The organism is Streptomyces sp. HNM0574 (assembly GCF_012726235.1).
In the GTDB taxonomy this organism is placed as follows: domain Bacteria; phylum Actinomycetota; class Actinomycetes; order Streptomycetales; family Streptomycetaceae; genus Streptomyces.
Genome location: NZ_JAASAH010000001.1, coordinates 722,374 through 738,365, shown reverse-complemented (window position 1 = coordinate 738,365; position 15,992 = coordinate 722,374). Strand labels below are relative to the sequence as shown.

14 protein-coding genes are annotated in these 15,992 nt (G+C 74.6%); 2 read left to right on the top strand and 12 right to left on the bottom strand.

Annotated elements, in window-relative coordinates; genetic code table 11:
- Positions 1-4 precede the first annotated feature (4 nt).
- The 8 genes from HCC30_RS03065 to infC form a co-directional block, all read right to left on the bottom strand.
- Positions 5-1,228: a PP2C family protein-serine/threonine phosphatase gene (locus HCC30_RS03065; RefSeq protein ID WP_240979258.1), complete on the bottom strand. Its 1,224-nt coding sequence runs from the start codon at positions 1,226-1,228 to the stop codon at positions 5-7.
- Positions 1,229-1,487: 259 nt separating this feature from the next.
- The gene (gene pheT, locus HCC30_RS03060; protein WP_169440367.1) at positions 1,488-4,013 is read right to left on the bottom strand and encodes a phenylalanine--tRNA ligase subunit beta; all 2,526 of its coding nucleotides are present in this window, start codon (positions 4,011-4,013) and stop codon (positions 1,488-1,490) included.
- Complete coding sequence (gene pheS, locus HCC30_RS03055; protein ID WP_169440366.1) at positions 4,013-5,140, bottom strand: phenylalanine--tRNA ligase subunit alpha; 1,128 nt, start codon at positions 5,138-5,140, stop codon at positions 4,013-4,015. The genes pheT and pheS overlap by 1 nt, the downstream gene beginning before the upstream one ends.
- 250 nt (positions 5,141-5,390) lie before the next feature.
- Positions 5,391-6,470: an ATP-binding protein gene (locus tag HCC30_RS03050; protein ID WP_169440365.1), complete on the bottom strand. Its 1,080-nt coding sequence runs from the start codon at positions 6,468-6,470 to the stop codon at positions 5,391-5,393.
- 177 nt (positions 6,471-6,647) lie between these two features.
- Entirely contained in the window at positions 6,648-7,502 is an 855-nt protein-coding gene (locus HCC30_RS03045; protein WP_169440364.1) for an RNA methyltransferase, read from the bottom strand.
- A 139-nt stretch (positions 7,503-7,641) separates the two neighbouring features.
- Positions 7,642-8,025, bottom strand: a complete 384-nt coding sequence (gene rplT / locus HCC30_RS03040; protein ID WP_169440363.1) for a 50S ribosomal protein L20 — start codon at positions 8,023-8,025, stop codon at positions 7,642-7,644.
- 76 nt (positions 8,026-8,101) lie between these two features.
- Positions 8,102-8,296 carry a 50S ribosomal protein L35 gene (rpmI, locus tag HCC30_RS03035; RefSeq protein WP_169440362.1) on the bottom strand — a complete coding sequence of 65 codons (195 nt, stop codon included), beginning with the start codon at positions 8,294-8,296 and terminating at the stop codon, positions 8,102-8,104.
- Between the two features lie 115 nt (positions 8,297-8,411).
- Positions 8,412-9,032, bottom strand: a complete 621-nt coding sequence (gene infC / locus HCC30_RS03030; RefSeq protein ID WP_169440530.1) for a translation initiation factor IF-3 — start codon at positions 9,030-9,032, stop codon at positions 8,412-8,414.
- Between the two features lie 379 nt (positions 9,033-9,411).
- Here infC and HCC30_RS03025 point away from each other — a divergent pair, with 379 nt between their 5' ends.
- Positions 9,412-9,792, top strand: a complete 381-nt coding sequence (locus HCC30_RS03025) for a DUF1844 domain-containing protein (protein ID WP_169440361.1) — start codon at positions 9,412-9,414, stop codon at positions 9,790-9,792.
- A gap of 78 nt (positions 9,793-9,870) precedes the next feature.
- Here the strand turns inward: HCC30_RS03025 and HCC30_RS03020 are convergent, their stop codons facing one another.
- From HCC30_RS03020 to HCC30_RS28380, 4 genes are all read right to left on the bottom strand, one after another.
- The gene (locus HCC30_RS03020) at positions 9,871-10,644 is read right to left on the bottom strand and encodes an MIP family channel protein (protein ID WP_169440360.1); all 774 of its coding nucleotides are present in this window, start codon (positions 10,642-10,644) and stop codon (positions 9,871-9,873) included.
- A gap of 103 nt (positions 10,645-10,747) precedes the next feature.
- Positions 10,748-11,509: an SseB family protein gene (locus HCC30_RS03015; RefSeq protein ID WP_169440359.1), complete on the bottom strand. Its 762-nt coding sequence runs from the start codon at positions 11,507-11,509 to the stop codon at positions 10,748-10,750.
- A gap of 46 nt (positions 11,510-11,555) precedes the next feature.
- Complete coding sequence (mycP, locus tag HCC30_RS03010) at positions 11,556-12,728, bottom strand: type VII secretion-associated serine protease mycosin (RefSeq protein WP_169440529.1); 1,173 nt, start codon at positions 12,726-12,728, stop codon at positions 11,556-11,558.
- A 137-nt stretch (positions 12,729-12,865) separates the two neighbouring features.
- Complete coding sequence (locus HCC30_RS28380; RefSeq protein ID WP_240979257.1) at positions 12,866-14,392, bottom strand: hypothetical protein; 1,527 nt, start codon at positions 14,390-14,392, stop codon at positions 12,866-12,868.
- Between the two features lie 295 nt (positions 14,393-14,687).
- Here HCC30_RS28380 and HCC30_RS03000 point away from each other — a divergent pair, with 295 nt between their 5' ends.
- Positions 14,688-15,911: an amino acid deaminase/aldolase gene (locus tag HCC30_RS03000; protein ID WP_169440358.1), complete on the top strand. Its 1,224-nt coding sequence runs from the start codon at positions 14,688-14,690 to the stop codon at positions 15,909-15,911.
- The last annotated feature ends 81 nt before the right edge of the window (positions 15,912-15,992 follow it).

Below are 15,992 nucleotides of genomic sequence, written 5' to 3'. Positions count from 1 at the left end.
TTGCTCAACGGGCCTCGGCGCTCACGGACTTCCGCGACGGGCCCCGGTCGTCACCCGGCCGGGGCCCGCGTGCGTCCGCCTCCGCGCCGGCGGCCGCCTGGGCCGGTACCCGCGCGCGCTCGTCGCGCAGCGCGAGCAGCGCCACGTCGTCGCCGACGGCGCCGCCGGTGTGCCGCAGCAGCGCGGAGCGCGCCCCGTCGACGAGTTCGGCGGGCGCGGGGGCGGGGCGGCGGGCCAGCAGGACGCCGAGGGTCTCGCGCAGCGCGAAGCAGTCGCCGTCCGTGTTCCGCGCGTCCTCGGCACCGTCGGTGTAGAGGAAGAGGACCTCGCCCGGCTCGGGGCAGAGCCGCAGCGGCTCGGGCAGCCGGGGCGGCAGCGGGAACAGCCCCAGCGGAGGCAGCGGTTCCGCCTCCCCGACGGGCTCGACGCGCGCGTACCCGCGCTCCTGCCCGGACAGCCGGTACGGCCACGGGTGCCCGCAGCTGTGCGCCGTGACCAGCCCGTCCGGCCCCAGCTCCAGCAGCAGGACGGTGACGAACTCCTCGCCGGTGTCCGCCTGTTGGCGCACCAGACCGCGCTCCAGCCGGCGCAGCAGCCCGCCCAGCCGCGGCTCGTCGTACGCCGCCTCCCGGAAGCTGCCCAGCACGGCCGCGACCGTCCCCACCGCCTCCAGCCCGTGCCCCCGCACATCCCCCATGATCACGCGCACGCCGTACGGGGTGGACACCACGTCGTACAGGTCGCCGCCCACCAACGCGCCGTCCACCGCGGAGAGATGGCCCGCCGCGAGGCTGTAGCCCTCCAGCCGCGGGGGCAGCGGGCGCAGCAGGGCCTCCTGGGTGACGGTGGCCACCTCGCGGGCCCGCGACAGCTCCCGGGTGAGCCGCTTGCGCCGGACGATGCCGAGCTGCGCCGCGGCCAGCACGGACAGGATCGCGAGGCAGACCCCGGCCCGCGCCGCCACGTCCTCGTACGGGCCGGTCAGCCCGAGCGGGCCGAGCGCGAGGAGGGCGCAGGCGCCGCTCGCCAGGAGGGCGCTGCTCCGGCCGGTCGCCGCGGCGCCGACGGCGGGGGCCGCCGCGAGCAGCGGCGCGAGATGCGCGCCCTCGTCGGGGACGCGCCACTCCCACAGCAGGACACCGAGGACGAGCAGACCCGGCGCCGCGAGGAGCAGCATCCGCCCGGCCGTGCAGTCCGTGGCCCCGCCGCCCGTCCGGCTCTCCCGCATGCGGCCGCCCCCTCTCCGCGCCCTGGCACCGCCGCCGGGCCACGCGCTCCGGCTCCGTGGTGCGACGGGCCGCGATCACGTCGATGGTGAACGACCCCGCGCCCGGGCAGCCCGGAGACCGCCCTCCGCTCACCCGATCGAGTGAGCGGCGACGGCGTGACCCGGGGCCCGGTCGCGCAGCAGTACGACCCGGGGCCGGACACACGCGAGGGACGCACGGCAACTGCCGTGCGTCCCTCGTCGGTTGGGCTTCTGCCCGTCAGGCTCCGCGGAGCGCCGCGCCCGTGCGCTCGACGGCGGCGGCCACCGCGGCGTCGCGGGCCGCGGACGCCTCGTCCGCCTTGAGCGTGCGGTCCGAGGCGCGGAAACGCAGCGCGTAGGCCAGCGACTTGCGGCCCTCGCCGAGCTGTTCACCCGTGAAGACGTCGAACAGCCGCAGCGACTCCAGGAGTTCGCCCGCACCCTCGCGCAGCGCGGACTCCACGTCCGCCGCGGGCACCGAGGTGTCCACGACGAGCGCGACGTCCTGCGTGGCGACCGGGAAGGTGGACACGTGCGGCGCGGGGACGAGCTCGCTGCCGGCCGCCTCGACGGCGTCCAGGTCCAGCTCCATCGCGCAGGTCCGCTCCGGCAGGCCCATCGCCTTCACGACGCGCGGGTGCAGCTCACCGGCGTGCCCCACGAGGGTCTTCTCGCCGTCCACCAGCACCGACAGCGCCGCACAGCGGCCCGGGTGCCAGGGCGCGAACTGCGTGTTCTCCACGACGAGTTCGGCACCGGCCTCGCGCGCGATGCTCCGCGCGGCCTCGACGGCGTCCGCCCAGTCGGCCGGGCGGCCCTTGCCCCACCAGCCGGCCTGCTCGCGGCCGCCCGCGAGGACGACGGCGGCGTGCCGGGGCTGCCGGGGCAGCGCGGCCTGCTGCGCGGCGATCTCCGCCGCGTCCGGACGGTGGTCGACGGGCAGCCGCTCGGCGGGCCGCTCCTCGCCCGAGGGGAGGAAGACCATGCCCGTCTCGAACAGCGCCAGATCGTGACTGCCGCGGCCGTCGTTGCGGCGCAGCGCGCCGAGCAGGCCGGGCAGCAGCGTGGTGGTCAGCCCGGGCTCCTCGTCGGAGAGCGGGTTGGCCAGCCGGACGGTGCGGCGGCGCGGGTCGTCCGCCTCCAGGCCCAGCTCGTCGAACGCGGCGTCCCCGACGAACGGGTAGCTGCGCGCCTCGACGTAACCGGCCCCGGCCAGGGCGCGGCCGACGCGGCGGTGCAGCCGCTGACGGCGGTTGAGCCCGCGTCCCGCGGGGGGCTTGGGCAGCGTCGAGGGGAGGTTCTCGTACCCCTCCAGCCGGATGACCTCCTCGGCGAGGTCGTTCGGGTCGGTGAGGTCCGGGCGCCAGGACGGGACCGTGACGGTCAGCTCGTCCTGGCCGTAGACGTCGCAGCCGACCTGGAGCAGCCGGTGCACGACCGTCTCGCGGCCGAAGTCGACGCCCGCGACCCGGTCCGGGTGGTCCGCCGGGATGAGGATGGTGCGCGGCCCGGACGGGGCGACGACCTCGGTGACCCCGGCCTCGGCCGTGCCGCCGGCCAGCAGGACCAGCAGGTCGACGGTGCGCTGCGCCGCGGCCGAGGCGGCCTCGGGGTCGACGCCGCGCTCGAAGCGCTTGGAGGCCTCGGACGTCAGCCGGTGCCGGCGCGCGGTGCGGGCGACGGACACGGCGTCGAAGTTCGCCGACTCGACGAAGATGTCCCGGGTGCCCTGGGCCTCGCCCGTCTCCGGGTGGGCCGTGGCGTCGGCGATCTCGGTGTTGGCGCCGCCCATCACACCGGCCAGGCCGATGGGACCGCGGTCGTCCGTGATGAGCAGGTCCTCGGGGTCCAGCTCACGGACGGTGCCGTCGAGGGTGGTGAGCTTCTCGCCGGCCTCGGCACGGCGGACCACCACGGGGCCCTCGACGCGGCTGCTGTCGTACGCGTGCAGCGGCTGCCCGAGCTCCAGCATCACGTAGTTGGTGATGTCGACGGGCAGCGAGACGGGGCGCATCCCGGCCTTCTGCAGGCGCCGCGTCAGCCAGAGCGGCGAGCGCGCGTCCGGCCGGACGCCGGTGACGGTGCGGCCGGTGAAGCGGCTGCACGCACGCGGGTCGGCGACCCGCACCGGGTAGCCGAAGGAGTTGGCCGTGGGCACGTCCAGCAGCGCGGGGTCGCGCAGCTGGAGTCCGTACGCGGTGGCCGTCTCGCGGGCGAGGCCGCGCATGGACAGGCAGTAGCCGCGGTCCGGGGTGACGGCGATGTCCAGGACCTCGTCGACGAGCTGGAGCAGCTCGATCGCGTCGGTGCCGGGCTCGTACTCGGGGGGCAGCACCAGGATGCCGCCGCCGTCCTCGCCCATGCCGAGCTCGGACGTGGAGCAGATCATGCCCTCGGAGACCTTGCCGTAGGTCTTCCGCGCGGCGATCCGGAAGTCGCCGGGCAGCACGGCGCCGGGCAGGACCACGGCGACCTTGTCGCCGACGGCGAAGTTGCTGGCGCCGCAGACGATGTTCTGCGGCTCACCGGTGCCGTTGGCCGTGCCGACGTCCACCTGGCAGTAGCGGATCGGCTTCTTGAACTCGGTCAGCTCCTCGATGGCGAGGACCTGGCCGACCACGAGCGGGCCGGTGAGGCCCGCGCCGAGCTGGTCGACGGTCTCGACCTCCAGCCCGGCCTCGATCAGTTTCGCCGCGACGTCCCGGCCGGTCTCCGATGCCGGCAGGTCGACGTACTCGCGCAGCCACGAAAGCGGGGCCCGCATCAGATCTCCATCCCGAACGGCCGGGTGAAGCGCACGTCACCTTCGACCATGTCTCGCATGTCCTCGACGTTGTGGCGGAACATCAGCATCCGCTCGATTCCGAACCCGAAGGCGAACCCGCTGTACTTCTGCGGGTCGACGCCGCAGGCCGTCAGGACCCGGGGGTTGACCATGCCGCAGCCGCCGAGCTCGATCCAGCCCTCGCTGGAGCAGGTACGGCAGGGGTTGTCCGGGTCGCCGACCGAGGCGCCGCGGCACTTGTAGCAGACCATGTCCATCTCGGCGGACGGCTCGGTGAACGGGAAGTAGTTCGGCCGCAGCCGGGTGTGGACGCCCTCGCCGAACAGCTCGGCGACCATGTGGTCGAGCGTGCCCTTGAGGTCGGCCATGGTCAGCCCCTCGTCCACGGCGAGGAGTTCGACCTGGTTGAAGACGGGGGTGTGGGTGGCGTCCAGCTCGTCGGAGCGGAACACCCGGCCCGGGCAGATCACGTACAGCGGCGGCTCGCGGTCGAGCATGCTGCGGATCTGCACCGGCGAGGTGTGCGTCCGGAGGACGACGCCGGAGTCCTCGCCCGCGGCCTGCTTCCCGGCCTCCACGAAGAAGGTGTCCTGCATGGAGCGGGCCGGGTGGTCGGGGCCGAGGTTGAGCGCGTCGAAGTTGAACCACTCGGTCTCGGCCTCGGGGCCCTCGGCGACCTCGTACCCCATGGCGACGAAGATGTCCTCGATGCGCTCGGACAGCGTCGTCAGCGGGTGGCGGGCGCCGGGCGTCACGCGGTCGTAGGGCAGGGTGACGTCCACTGCCTCCTCGACGAGCACCCGCTCGTCCCGCTCGTGCTCCAGCTGCTCCTGCCGGGCGGCCAGCGCCTTGTTGACCGCGCCGCGCGCCTGGCCGACGCGCTTGCCCGCCTCGGCCTTCGCGTGCGGGGGCAGGGCGCCGATCTCGCGGTTGGCCAGGGCCAGCGGCGACCGGTCGCCCGCGTGGGCGGCCTTCACCTCGCGCAGGGCTTCGAGAGAGTCCGCGGCGGCGACGGCGTCCAGCGCCTCGCTCTTCGCGCGGTCGATCTCTTCTGGTTTCAGTGCCTCGACCTCGACAGGGTCGTACGACTTATTCGGTGCCGACATCTCTTCCCGTACTTCCGATTGTCCCCCAGCTTTCGCTGGGAGGTGCCCCCTTGCTCCGCTGCGCCCCGCCCCGGTCCCGGCGGCCGGAAGCCGCGGACGGGGCCGGGCGTGCGCTGTGTCCCACGACGTTGGTGCCAAAGGTGCCGAAGGTCGAGTCTAAAGGGGCGTGGATGATCCCGATGACGCGGACGTGGGCCGCGGGCGGCGCAGCGGCCCGGGCCGCCCGCCGTGCGGAAGCCTGTGGGTGCCGTCAGGCCATGAAGGCCGGCGCACTCACAGGCAGGATAAATCGGAACTCGGCGCCGCCGGCCGCCGAGCGGCCCACCGTGATCGTCCCGCCGTGCACCTCGACGATGCCCTTGACGATGTAGAGGCCGAGCCCGGTGCCGCCGCGCTTGCTGCCCTGCCAGAAGCGGGTGAAGACGCGGCTCATCGACTCCTCGGGGATGCCCGGGCCCTCGTCGCTCACGGTCACCGCCGTCCCTTCGTCCCCGGTGCGCGTCCGTGCGGGTGCGACGTCGATGGTGACGGTTCCGCCGCCGTGCCGCACCGCGTTTTCCAGCAGGTTGCCCAGCACCTGGTCGACCTTGTCCGGGTCGGCCCACAGCTGCGGCAGCTCCTGGGTGATCCGCAGCCGGAAGCGGCTGGGCGGCTGGCCGGCCGCCGTGTGCGCCTCGACGTGCCGGCGCACGGCGGCGGCCATGTCGACGAGCTGGCGGCGCAGTTCGAGCCGTCCGGCGTCGATCCGGGAGATGTCGAGCAGCTCGGCGATGAGCCGGGTGACGCGGTTCGCGTCCGCGTCGACGGTCTCCAGCATCAGCCGCTTCTGGTCGTCGGTGAACCGTTCCCACTTCGCCAGCAGGGTCGCCGTGAACCCCTTGACGCTGGTCAGCGGGGAGCGCAGCTCGTGCGCGACGGTGGCGATCAGCTCGGCGTGCGAGCGCTCGTTCCGGCGCCGCGCCTCGGTGCCGCGCAGCGTCACCACCAGCCGGTGCACCGGGCCCTTCGGGCAGGTGCGCACGTACCGCGCGGAGACCAGCACCTCCCGGCCGCCGGGCAGCAGCAGATTCCGCTCGGGCTGGCCGCGGCGCGTGACGAGCCCGCCGTACGGGTCCGTCATCCGCCACCAGCGGCAGCCGTCGAGATCCTCCAGCGGCAGCACCACCTGGACGGGACGGCCCAGCGCCTCCGCCTGCGCGGTGCCGGTGATCCGCTCGGCCTCGGCGTTGAAGCAGATCACGCGGCCGGTGCGGTCGGCGACGACCAGCCCGTCGGGCAGGTCGTCGGGGTGCAGGCCGAGCGCCTCGCGCTGCCCCGACAGCTCGGGCATCAGGTCCGTACCGGGCTCGGGGCACTGCGGGTGCTCCGGGGGGTCGGCGGGGTGCGCCGGTGTCCGGGCACCGGAAGGACGGGTGCCGGTCGTCGCCTCGCGTGTGCCGGTACCCGAACGTCTCACTTCCATCCCCCCTGACCCTTTTCGGGCTCCGCCCCCGGGCAGGACACCCTACTAGGCCGAGGTGACGGAGCGGCACCCTCCGGCCGCTCGCTGTGCTCGGGCCGAGGCGTAGAGGCACACGGCGGCCGCGGTGGCGAGGTTGAGGCTCTCGGCCTTGCCGTACACCGGCACCCGGACCGCCGCGTCGGCCAGCGCCCTGGTCTCCTCGGGCAGGCCCCACGCCTCGTTGCCGAAGACCCAGGCGGTGGGCCCGGCCATGCCGCCCGCGTCGAGCTCCTCGTCCAGGTCGCTCTCGCCCGCGCCGTCCGCCGCGAGCAGCCGCACCCCGGCGCCGCCGAGCTCGCGCACCACCTGCTCGACGGGGACGCCCACGGCGACCGGCAGGTGGAAGAGCGAACCGACGGACGCGCGGACCGCCTTGGGGTTGTACAGGTCGACGGAGGCGTCGGTCAGTACGACCGCCTCGGCGCCCGCGGCGTCGGCGCAGCGCAGAACGGTGCCCGCGTTCCCGGGGTCGCGGACGTGCGCGAGCACCGCGACGAGCCGGGGCCGGGCGCGGACGATCTCCTCGAAGGGACGGTCCAGGAACCGGCAGACGCCGATCAGGCCCTGCGGGCTGACCGTCTGCGAGATGTCCCCCATCGTCGCCTCGGAGGCGAGGTGGACGAGCGCCCCCGTCTCCCGCGCCCGGGACACGATCTCCTCGTGCCGGGCCGCGGCCTCCGGGGTCGCGAACAGCTCGACCAGCGTGGGCACGTCGCCGTCGCTGTGCGCCACGGCCTCACGGACGGCCTGCGGCCCCTCGGCGAGGAACCGGCGTTCCTTGCCGCGGAAGTTGCGGCGTACCAGCCGGCGGGCCGCGCCGACGCGGGCGGAGCGCGGGGAGATCAGTTCGGGGGTGCCCATGGGAGGCTGCTCACTTCGTTCGTTGTCCGAGGGGGCCGTACGCTCCGGGCTCGCGACCGGCACGCACACAAAGCAACGGACCCGCGGGCAGTGCCCACGGGTCCGCCAGACGCTCGACGCGCTTTCGAAGGGCCTGACGTCAGGCGGCCTTCGGGGCGTTGACGTCGCTCGGCAGGGCCTTCTGGGCCACCTCGACGAGCTGCGCGAACGCGTTGATGTCGTTGACCGCGAGGTCGGCCAGCATCTTGCGGTCCACCTCGATGTTGGCGGCCTTCAGACCCTGGATGAAGCGGTTGTAGGTGATGCCGTTGGCGCGGGCAGCGGCGTTGATCCGCTGGATCCACAGCTGACGGAAGTCGCCCTTGCGCTTCTTGCGGTCGTTGTAGTTGTAGACGTAGGAGTGGGTGACCTGCTCCTTCGCCTTGCGGTACAGGCGCGAACGCTGGCCGCGGTAGCCGCTGGCCTGGTCGAGGATCGCCCGGCGCTTCTTCTGAGCGTTGACTGCCCGCTTGACGCGTGCCACGTGAATTCTCCTTGTTGGCGGGGCCGGACGTGTGCGGTGTCCGGCCCGGAACGGTGGGGTCCCGGTCTAGCGGGTCTTACTTGCCGAGAAGCTTCTTGATCTTCTTGGCGTCGGCCGGGGCCATCTCGATCTTGCCCTCAAGGCGGCGCGTCAGCGTGGACGGCTTGTGCTCGAGAAGGTGGCGGCGACCGGCACGCTGGCGCATCACCTTGCCCGAGCCGGTGACCTTGAAGCGCTTCTTGGCACCGCTGTGCGTCTTGTTCTTCGGCATGTCGCCGTTCTCTCCTCGTCGTGGCGCTTCCCCTTGACACCGGTCCGGGCCGGGCCGGGCATGGGGAAGCGTCATTGGTTCGGTATGGACTGTCCGAGGCAGGCGCCCCAGAGGATCACGCCTCCGCGGGCTCCTCAGCGGACTCCTCGGCGGCGGCGGAGTCACTCTGCCGTCCGGCCTTGCGGGCGGCCTGCGCCTCGCGGGCCTCGGCCATCGCCTCGGTCTTCTTCTTGTGCGGACCGAGAACCATGATCATGTTCCGGCCGTCCTGCTTCGGGTTGGACTCCACGAAGCCCAGGTCGGCCACATCGTCAGCGAGCCGCTGCAGCAGCCGGAATCCCAGCTCGGGGCGCGACTGCTCGCGACCACGGAACATGATCGTGATCTTGACCTTGTCACCCTGCTTGAGGAACCGGACGACGTGACCCTTCTTGGTGTCGTAGTCGTGCGGATCGATCTTCGGCCGGAGCTTCATCTCCTTGATGACCGTGTGCGCCTGGTTCTTGCGCGCCTCACGGGCCTTCATGGCCGACTCGTACTTGAACTTCCCGTAGTCCATGAGCTTGCACACGGGCGGGCGGGCATTGGCCGCCACCTCGACGAGGTCGAGGTCGTACTCCTGTGCGAGCTCCAGGGCCTTGGCAAGCGGCACGATGCCGACCTGCTCGCCACTGGGACCGACGAGTCGCACCTCGGGGACGCGAATCCGGTCGTTGATGCGGGGCTCGGCGCTGATGGGGCCTCCTCGGGTACACCGCGCGGCAGTCTGGCGAACGGCCGCGCATGAGTCTTAGATAAGTGGTGACCACCGCGCCGTGACGCAAAAAACGCCCCGGACGGGACACAGGCGGGGCTCCTCGGTACGGGAGCACCGCCGCGGTGAACCGCGGGGCGCAGCCTGACCAGTGACCCGCAGCCCTGAGGGCCGTCAGGTGGGAAGTCGGAGCCTCCACTTGTGGGCCTGAGGTCAGCTGCTCCACGGCGAGTGCTGGTGTGGCTCTCGTGTGGTTGGCTGTCCTCGGCCGGTCGATGTCCCAGCATAGCAGGGCTGCGGGACAGCCCCCACACGCGAGGGCGCGGGGCCCGGGCTCCGCCGGGGACATAGTCTGGGGCGCATGAGCGACGCCGCCTCCTCCGGGCCCGCCGGGCCCGCCGAGCAGAACCCCGATTTCGACAGCCTCACCCGTGACATCGCGGACGTTCCCGCGGTCGAGGTGATCACCACCGTAGCGGTGCACCTGATGAGCTCCGCCGCCGTCAACCTCGGCCTGGCCGAGGAGGGCGCCGAGCACAAGGACCTGGACGAGGCCCGCAAGCTGATCACCGCGCTGGCCGGGCTGGTCACCGCCGGGGCCACGGAGATCGGTTCGTACCACGCGGCGCCGCTGCGGGACGGGCTCAAGTCCCTGCAGCTGGCCTTCCGCGAGGCGTCGACCGTGCCGGACGAGCCGGGCCAGGGCCCCGGCGAGAAGTACACCGGCCCGGTCCTGGGCTGACCCCTCCCCCTGCACGTGACGGTGCCCGCCGGAGACGCTCCGGCGGGCACCGTCGTGTGCGGCGGCATGCGGGGGCGGTCAGTCGTCGTGGGACTCGGTGGGCTCGGCGTTCGCCGCGAGGTTGCCGTAGCCGGTCTGCGGGTGGGTGAGGCGGTGCAGGACCGCGGCGAGGGCGCCGCCCAGCAGCGGGGCGACGATGAACATCCACAGCTGGGTGATCGCGGCGCCGCCCGCGAAGAGGGCCGGGCCGATGCTGCGGGCCGGGTTGACGGAGGTGCCCGTCAGCGGGATGCCGACGAGGTGGACGACGCCGAGGGCCATGCCGATCGGCAGTCCGTCGAAGCCCACCAGGGCGACCTTGTGGGTCACCGAGAGCACCACGTACACGAGCAGCGCGGTCAGGATGATCTCGGCGATCAGGGCGCCCCAGGCGTTGATCTGTACGGCCGAGCGGTCGCCGAAGCCGTTGCTGCCGAAGGACTCGCTGGTCTGGAGCCCCGGGATCTGCTTGGCGACGAGGAACAGCAGGGCCGCGCCGACGATGCCGCCGATCACCTGGCAGATCCAGTAGATGCACGCCTCGCGCAGGTCCATGCGCCGGGCCAGCAGCATCCCGAGCGTCACGGCCGGGTTCACATGGCAGCCGGAGAGCGGGCCGATCGCGTAGGCGAGGGCCAGCAGGACGAACCCGAAGGCGAGCGCGATGCCGAGGGTGCCGATGTACTCGCCGGCCAGGACCACCGCGCCGGCACCGAAGAAGACGAGAAACAGCGTCCCGAGGAATTCCGCCGCGTAGGGCTGGGCTTCCCGCTCCGCCGCTTCGACGGACCGTGAGAAGTCAGACGTCGACATGCTCGACATGCCGCCTCCTGTCACGTCGGGGTGACGATCTTCTCCCCGAGTGTCCGCCGCTCCCGTCCGCGGCGCATGTCGGGCGCGCGGCGGGCCGGCGGCCTCAGCGGCGGTAGAGGGCCCCGTCGGGGAGCGCCGTGCCGGGCGGGAGCAGGGCGAGGTTCAGGCCGCGTACGAGGTGGGTGCGGAGCGTCTCGTCGGCGGCGAGCGCGCCGGCGATCCGCTGCGCGGCGGCGCGGGCCGCCTCCTCGGCGCTGCCCTCGGCGGGCGCGAGGGAGAGGGCGAGGGTGCCGTCGCTGTCGCCGTCGCCGGGGACGAGGTGGGCGCCGAGCACCTCGGGTTCGGCGGCCAGGACGGTGCGGAGGGCCTCGGCGACGGCGGGTTGTGCGAGGGGGGCCGTGCCGGTGCGGCCGTCGGCGAGGGCGTAGAGCGCGGCGCCGGTGACCTGGTACGTGACGGGGCCGGCGAGGTCGAGGACGAGGGTGTCGGCGCCCTCGTGGGCCAGGGCCTGGAGCGCCTGGTGCACGGGCACGGCGACGGGGCGGGCGTCCGCGCGCCAGCGGGCCAGCGCTTCGGTCGAGGTGAAGGCGGGGAGGGCGCGGCGGCCGCCGGGCGCGGTGAGCGTGGGGACGGCCATGTCGCTGCTCTTCTCGCGGCGCAGCCCGTCCTCGCCCGTCTCGCTCTCCCCCAGGACGGCGACGACGGGGACGAGTAGCCGGGTGCCGGTCAGCGCCGCGAGGACGCGGCGGCCGGCGTCCGGTGCGTCCGGGGACGCGTGCCAGGCGGCGAGCGCCTCGGCGAGGGCCGGGTCGGCGGAGCCGTCGTCGGTGGAGTAGCCGGAGTCGGGGATGTTCTTGAGCGCCACGCGTCGACCCTATCCGGCCCGGTCGCGGGGACCGGGCCGGGGCGGGTCAGCGGGCGGGCGGGGGCCCGGGGACGTCCGGGGCGCCGGGGCCCGCGCCGCGGCGCAGGGCCACGGCGGCGGCGATCAGCAGCGCGCCCGCGACGGCGGCCAGGAACGCGGTCCAGCCCGGGCTGATGCCGTCGTCCGGGCCGGAGCCGAAGTACTCGTGCGCGTACGGGAGTTGGCCGGGCTGCTGCTTGCGCGGGGTGACGTTGGAGCCCATTTCGATGGCGGCGGCCGGGTCGACCAGGCCCGTCCCGAGGGCGTCGCTGCGGCCGCCCGCCGGGGTGTTCTGCGCGGTGTCCGCGATCAGCTCCTTGACCTGCGCGGGGCTGAGGTCCGGGTGCGCGGCCCGGACGAGCGCGACCGAGCCGGAGACGAAGGCGGAGGCGGCGCTGGTGCCCCAGCCCTCGTAGTAGGTGCGGTCCGGGTCCGCTATCAGCACGTCCTTGCCCGGTGCGGCGACGGTGGCGTACCAGCGGCGGGTGGAGAAGGGGGCGCGGCTGCCGTTCCGGTCGACGGCGGCGACGGCGATGACGCCGGGGTACGCGGCCGGGTAGGAGACGTGGTCGCCCTTCTCACCGCCGTTGCCGGCCGAGGCGACGACGACCGCGCCCTTGCGGAGCGCGTAGCGGACGGCGGCGTCCTCGCGGGGGTCGGGATGGGCGGAGCGGCTGTCGTCGCCCAGCGACATGTTGATCACGTCGGCGCCCTGGTCGGCGGCGTACCGGATGCCCTCGGCGAGGGCTCCGGAGCGCTGGTGGCGGGCGGTCCTGCGCTCGGGGTCGGTGTCCTCCAGCAGCACGCGCACGGGGAGGATCTTCGCCTCGGGCGCGACGCCGAGGACGCCGAGCCTGCCGCCCTTGCCGTGCCCGTGGCCCGCGATGATCCCGGCCATGGAGGTGCCGTGCCGGGCCCAGGGGCGGTCGCCCTTCTCCGCGCCCATCCGGACGAAGTCCTTGTCGGGCAGGGTGTTGTCCTTCAGGTCCGGGTGCTCGGTGTCCACCCCGGTGTCGAGGACGGCGACGGTGATGCCCTTGCCCTTGGTGGTCTTCCAGGCGTCGGGGGCGTGGATCTCCTTCAGGCCCCACTGCCGCTCCTGGACGCCCGAGCCCTCGGCCGCGGCCGCCGTCCCGGCGGCGGGCAGCAGCACCAGCCCCGCGGCGAGCAGGGCCGTCACGGCGGAACGGGCACGCGCGCGGGCGCGGCGGGACGGGCGCTGCGAGGGTACGGGGTGTGGGGTCACGGTGCCTGGGGTGGGGTGGGGGGCCGGATTCGGGTGCGGGGCGCGGGAGTTGGCGCGTCGGGCGGGGAGGTTCACTCGTCCTCCGCCCGTGCGGCGGCCGCCGCCTTGCGCATCCGGTGCTCGACGCGGTCCGCGATGCCCTGCGCGTCGTGGCCGAGCCCGGCCTGCGCCGCGGCCGAGGTCTCGCCCTGCTCGGTGGCCTCGGCGGCGGCCTGCGGGTCGCTGACGACGCGGCCGTCGGCGAAGCCGGTGACGGCGTAGACGACGACGGGCTCGTCGGCGAGGACGCGGAGGGTCCAGCTGGCGCGCTGCGCGTCGCCGAAGTCGGCGGCGACGGTGCCGCGCGCGGGCTGGGCGCGCGGCATCAGATCGGTGCGCTCGGTGAGGCTCTCCTTCGCGAACCGCTCGCGCAGCGCCGACATCCCGGACTTGTCGGTGCGGGTGAAGAGCATGCCGACGGTGGTGACGCTGCTCGTCGTCTCGTCCACGTAGGTGGCGCGCAGCAGCCGCTGGCAGCCGGCCGGGGAGAGGGCCTTGGTGAGCATCGGGTCGAAGGCGTTCGCACAGCCGCTGTCGGGGGCGACGGCGACGCGGAACCAGCGGCGGTCGGCCCCGCCGGGCCCGGCCGCCGCGCCCTTGAGGGTCTTGGGGAACAGCTCGTCGACGGGGGTGCTGTGCCACAGCTCGCGGGTGCGGTCGAACTCGGCCTCGGCGGCCGTCTTCTCGCCGGAGTCGCCGCTGAGCACCGCGCCCGCGAGGGCCCCGCCGAGCAGGCCTATGCCGAGCACGAGGCAGACGGCGGCGGCGAGCTTGCGCGTCCGGGGGCGCGGGCGCGCGGGTTTCGGCGGCGTCCCGAAGGTGTCGGTGCCGTGCGGGCCCTGGCCGAAGGTCCCGGCGAAGGCTCCGCCGCCGAACGTGCCGCCCTGGTGCGCGCCTTCGCCGCCGTAGCCGGGGGCGCCGTGACCGGACGTCCCGTCACCGGGCGTCTCGTGCCGGGCGTTGCCGTACGCGGCCTGGGGGCGGCCGATGCGCGCGGGCCCGGTCGTGTCGTAGGTGCCGGGCGGGTACGCGGGGGCCGGGCCGTACGCGCCGTGCGCGTACGGGGCGCCGGTGCCCGGGGTGGCCGAACTAGCGGGTTTCGCGGGGCGGTTGGGCTCGGGGGCCTCGGGGGTGTCCCGGGGCGGCGGCGGGGGGCCGAAGGCGCCGGGGACCTCGGCGGGGAGTTCCCGGCGGGGCGGCGCGGGGCGGGGAGCGGGGCGAGCGGTGGAGGTGAGCGGCTTCCCGGTGGGCGGCGGGGGCTGGGTGGGCGCCGTCGCCTGCTGTGCCGGGAGGGAGGGGGACTCGGGCCGCCGCGGCGGCCGGTGCCGGTCCGCGTCCGTGGGCTGCGGCATCTGTGCGGTGGACTCGTCTTCCTGGATCGGCTCGGTCCCGGCGGGTTCCGCTTCCGTCTGCCCGGCCGCGCCGGGGGACGGCGGCGGCGACTGGGGTTTCGGGGGGACGTGCGCGTGCGGAGCCGCGGCCGGGCGGGGCGGGGAGGTGGGGCGCGGCGGGGCGGACGGCGGCGACGGTACGCGGGTGCGGTCGGCGTCAGCGCTCATCTGCACCCTCCCCGCGCGCAGTGCCACCCCACACGAATGCCTTTCGGGGCATGCCGGTTCGTATCGGACAACACGCCGCAGGTCAGCACGGTGCAGCGTGCGCCGTCACTCTACGGGGCGAACAGGTATGTCCGGCAACCCGGCCGGAACCGCCTCCGGTCCGGCGGAAAGCCCCGGCGAGGGGCGGGCGGCCGGCCGGGCGCACGCCCGCGAACTGCGGGGGGACCGGGTGCCGGAGGCGGGCGGGGCGTGAACGGGGCTGTGCCCGGGGGCGCGGCTCTGGCAAGCTGCCCGGGTGTTCGATACGACATCCGGCACCGCCGCCGAGGCATCCGTTCGCGCCCGTTACGACCGAGCCACCGCGCATCTGGACGCGCCGCTCGCGATCGTCGACCTGGAGGCGTTCGACGCGAACGCCGAGCTGCTCCGCCGCCGGGCCCGCGGCAAGCCGGTCCGGGTGGCGAGCAAGTCGCTGCGCTGCCGGGGCCTGTTGGAGCGGGTGCTGGCCAAGGACGGGTTCAGCGGCGTCATGAGCTTCACCCTCGACGAGTCGCTGTGGCTCGCGCGCGCGGGTGTGGAGGACGTGCTGCTCGCCTACCCCTCCCCCGACCGGGCCGGGTACGCCGAGCTGGCCGCCGACCCGAAGCTGGCCCGCGCGGTCACGGTGATGGTCGACGACCCGGCGCAGCTGGCGCTGATCGACGCGGCCCGGGACGGCGGCCGCGAGGAGATCCGGGTCTGTCTGGAGCTGGACACCTCGCTGCGGCTGCTGGGCGGCCGGGTACGGGTCGGCGCCCGCCGCTCCCCGCTGCACTCCCCCGCCCAACTCGCCGAACTGGCCCGCTCGGTGACCCGGCGGCCCGGCTTCCGGCTGGTCGGGCTGATGGGCTACGAGGGGCACGTGGCGGGCGTCGGCGACGCGGTGCCGGGCAGCCCGGTGCGCTCGCGCGCGGTGCGGCTGATGCAGGCGGCGGCGCGGCGGGAGCTGGCGGTGCGGCGGGCCGACGCGGTCCGCGCGGTGCGGGCCGTCGCCCCCGGCCTGGAGTTCGTCAACGGCGGCGGTACGGGCAGCGTGCAGCACACGGCGGCCGAGGCGGCGGTGACGGAAGTGGCCGCGGGCTCGGGCCTGTTCGTGCCGCGGCTGTTCGACCACTACACCTCGTTCACGGCCCGGCCGGCCGCGCTGTTCGCGATGCCGGTGGTGCGGCGTCCCGGGATCGGGTCCGTCACCGTGCTCGGCGGGGGCTACCCGGCCTCGGGCGTCGCGGGCCGGGACCGGCTGCCGCAGCCGTACCTGCCCCGGGGCCTCGCCTACGACCCGCAGGAGGGGCCCGGCGAGGTGCAGACCCCGCTGCTGGGCCCCGCCGCGGACGATCTGCTGCTCGGGGACAAGGTGTGGTTCCGGCACGCCAAGTCCGGCGAGCTGTGCGAGCGGTTCGCCGAACTGCACGTGGTGGAGGGCGACCGGGTCACGGGCACCCTCCCCACCTACCGCGGCGAGGGACACACCTTCCTGTGAGGGACGGCCCCGAAAGGGGCGCGGGGAACTGCGCCTCTTGGGGGCGCGGGGAACTGCGCCTCTTGGGGGCGCGGGGAACTG

Bases quoted from the DNA above. Each gene is read 5' to 3' on its own strand.
- HCC30_RS03025 (WP_169440361.1), top strand. From the start codon at position 9,412: ATGAGCGACGCCGCCTCCTCCGGGCCCGCCGGGCCCGCCGAGCAGAAC.
- HCC30_RS03045 (WP_169440364.1), bottom strand. From the start codon at position 7,502: ATGGGCACCCCCGAACTGATCTCCCCGCGCTCCGCCCGCGTCGGCGCG.
- pheT (WP_169440367.1), bottom strand. From the start codon at position 4,013: ATGCGGGCCCCGCTTTCGTGGCTGCGCGAGTACGTCGACCTGCCGGCA.
- rpmI (WP_169440362.1), bottom strand. From the start codon at position 8,296: ATGCCGAAGAACAAGACGCACAGCGGTGCCAAGAAGCGCTTCAAGGTC.
- HCC30_RS03065 (WP_240979258.1), bottom strand. From the start codon at position 1,228: ATGCGGGAGAGCCGGACGGGCGGCGGGGCCACGGACTGCACGGCCGGG.
- HCC30_RS03020 (WP_169440360.1), bottom strand. From the start codon at position 10,644: ATGTCGACGTCTGACTTCTCACGGTCCGTCGAAGCGGCGGAGCGGGAA.
- HCC30_RS03050 (WP_169440365.1), bottom strand. From the start codon at position 6,470: ATGCCCGAGCTGTCGGGGCAGCGCGAGGCGCTCGGCCTGCACCCCGAC.
- HCC30_RS28380 (WP_240979257.1), bottom strand. From the start codon at position 14,392: ATGAGCGCTGACGCCGACCGCACCCGCGTACCGTCGCCGCCGTCCGCC.
- pheS (WP_169440366.1), bottom strand. From the start codon at position 5,140: ATGTCGGCACCGAATAAGTCGTACGACCCTGTCGAGGTCGAGGCACTG.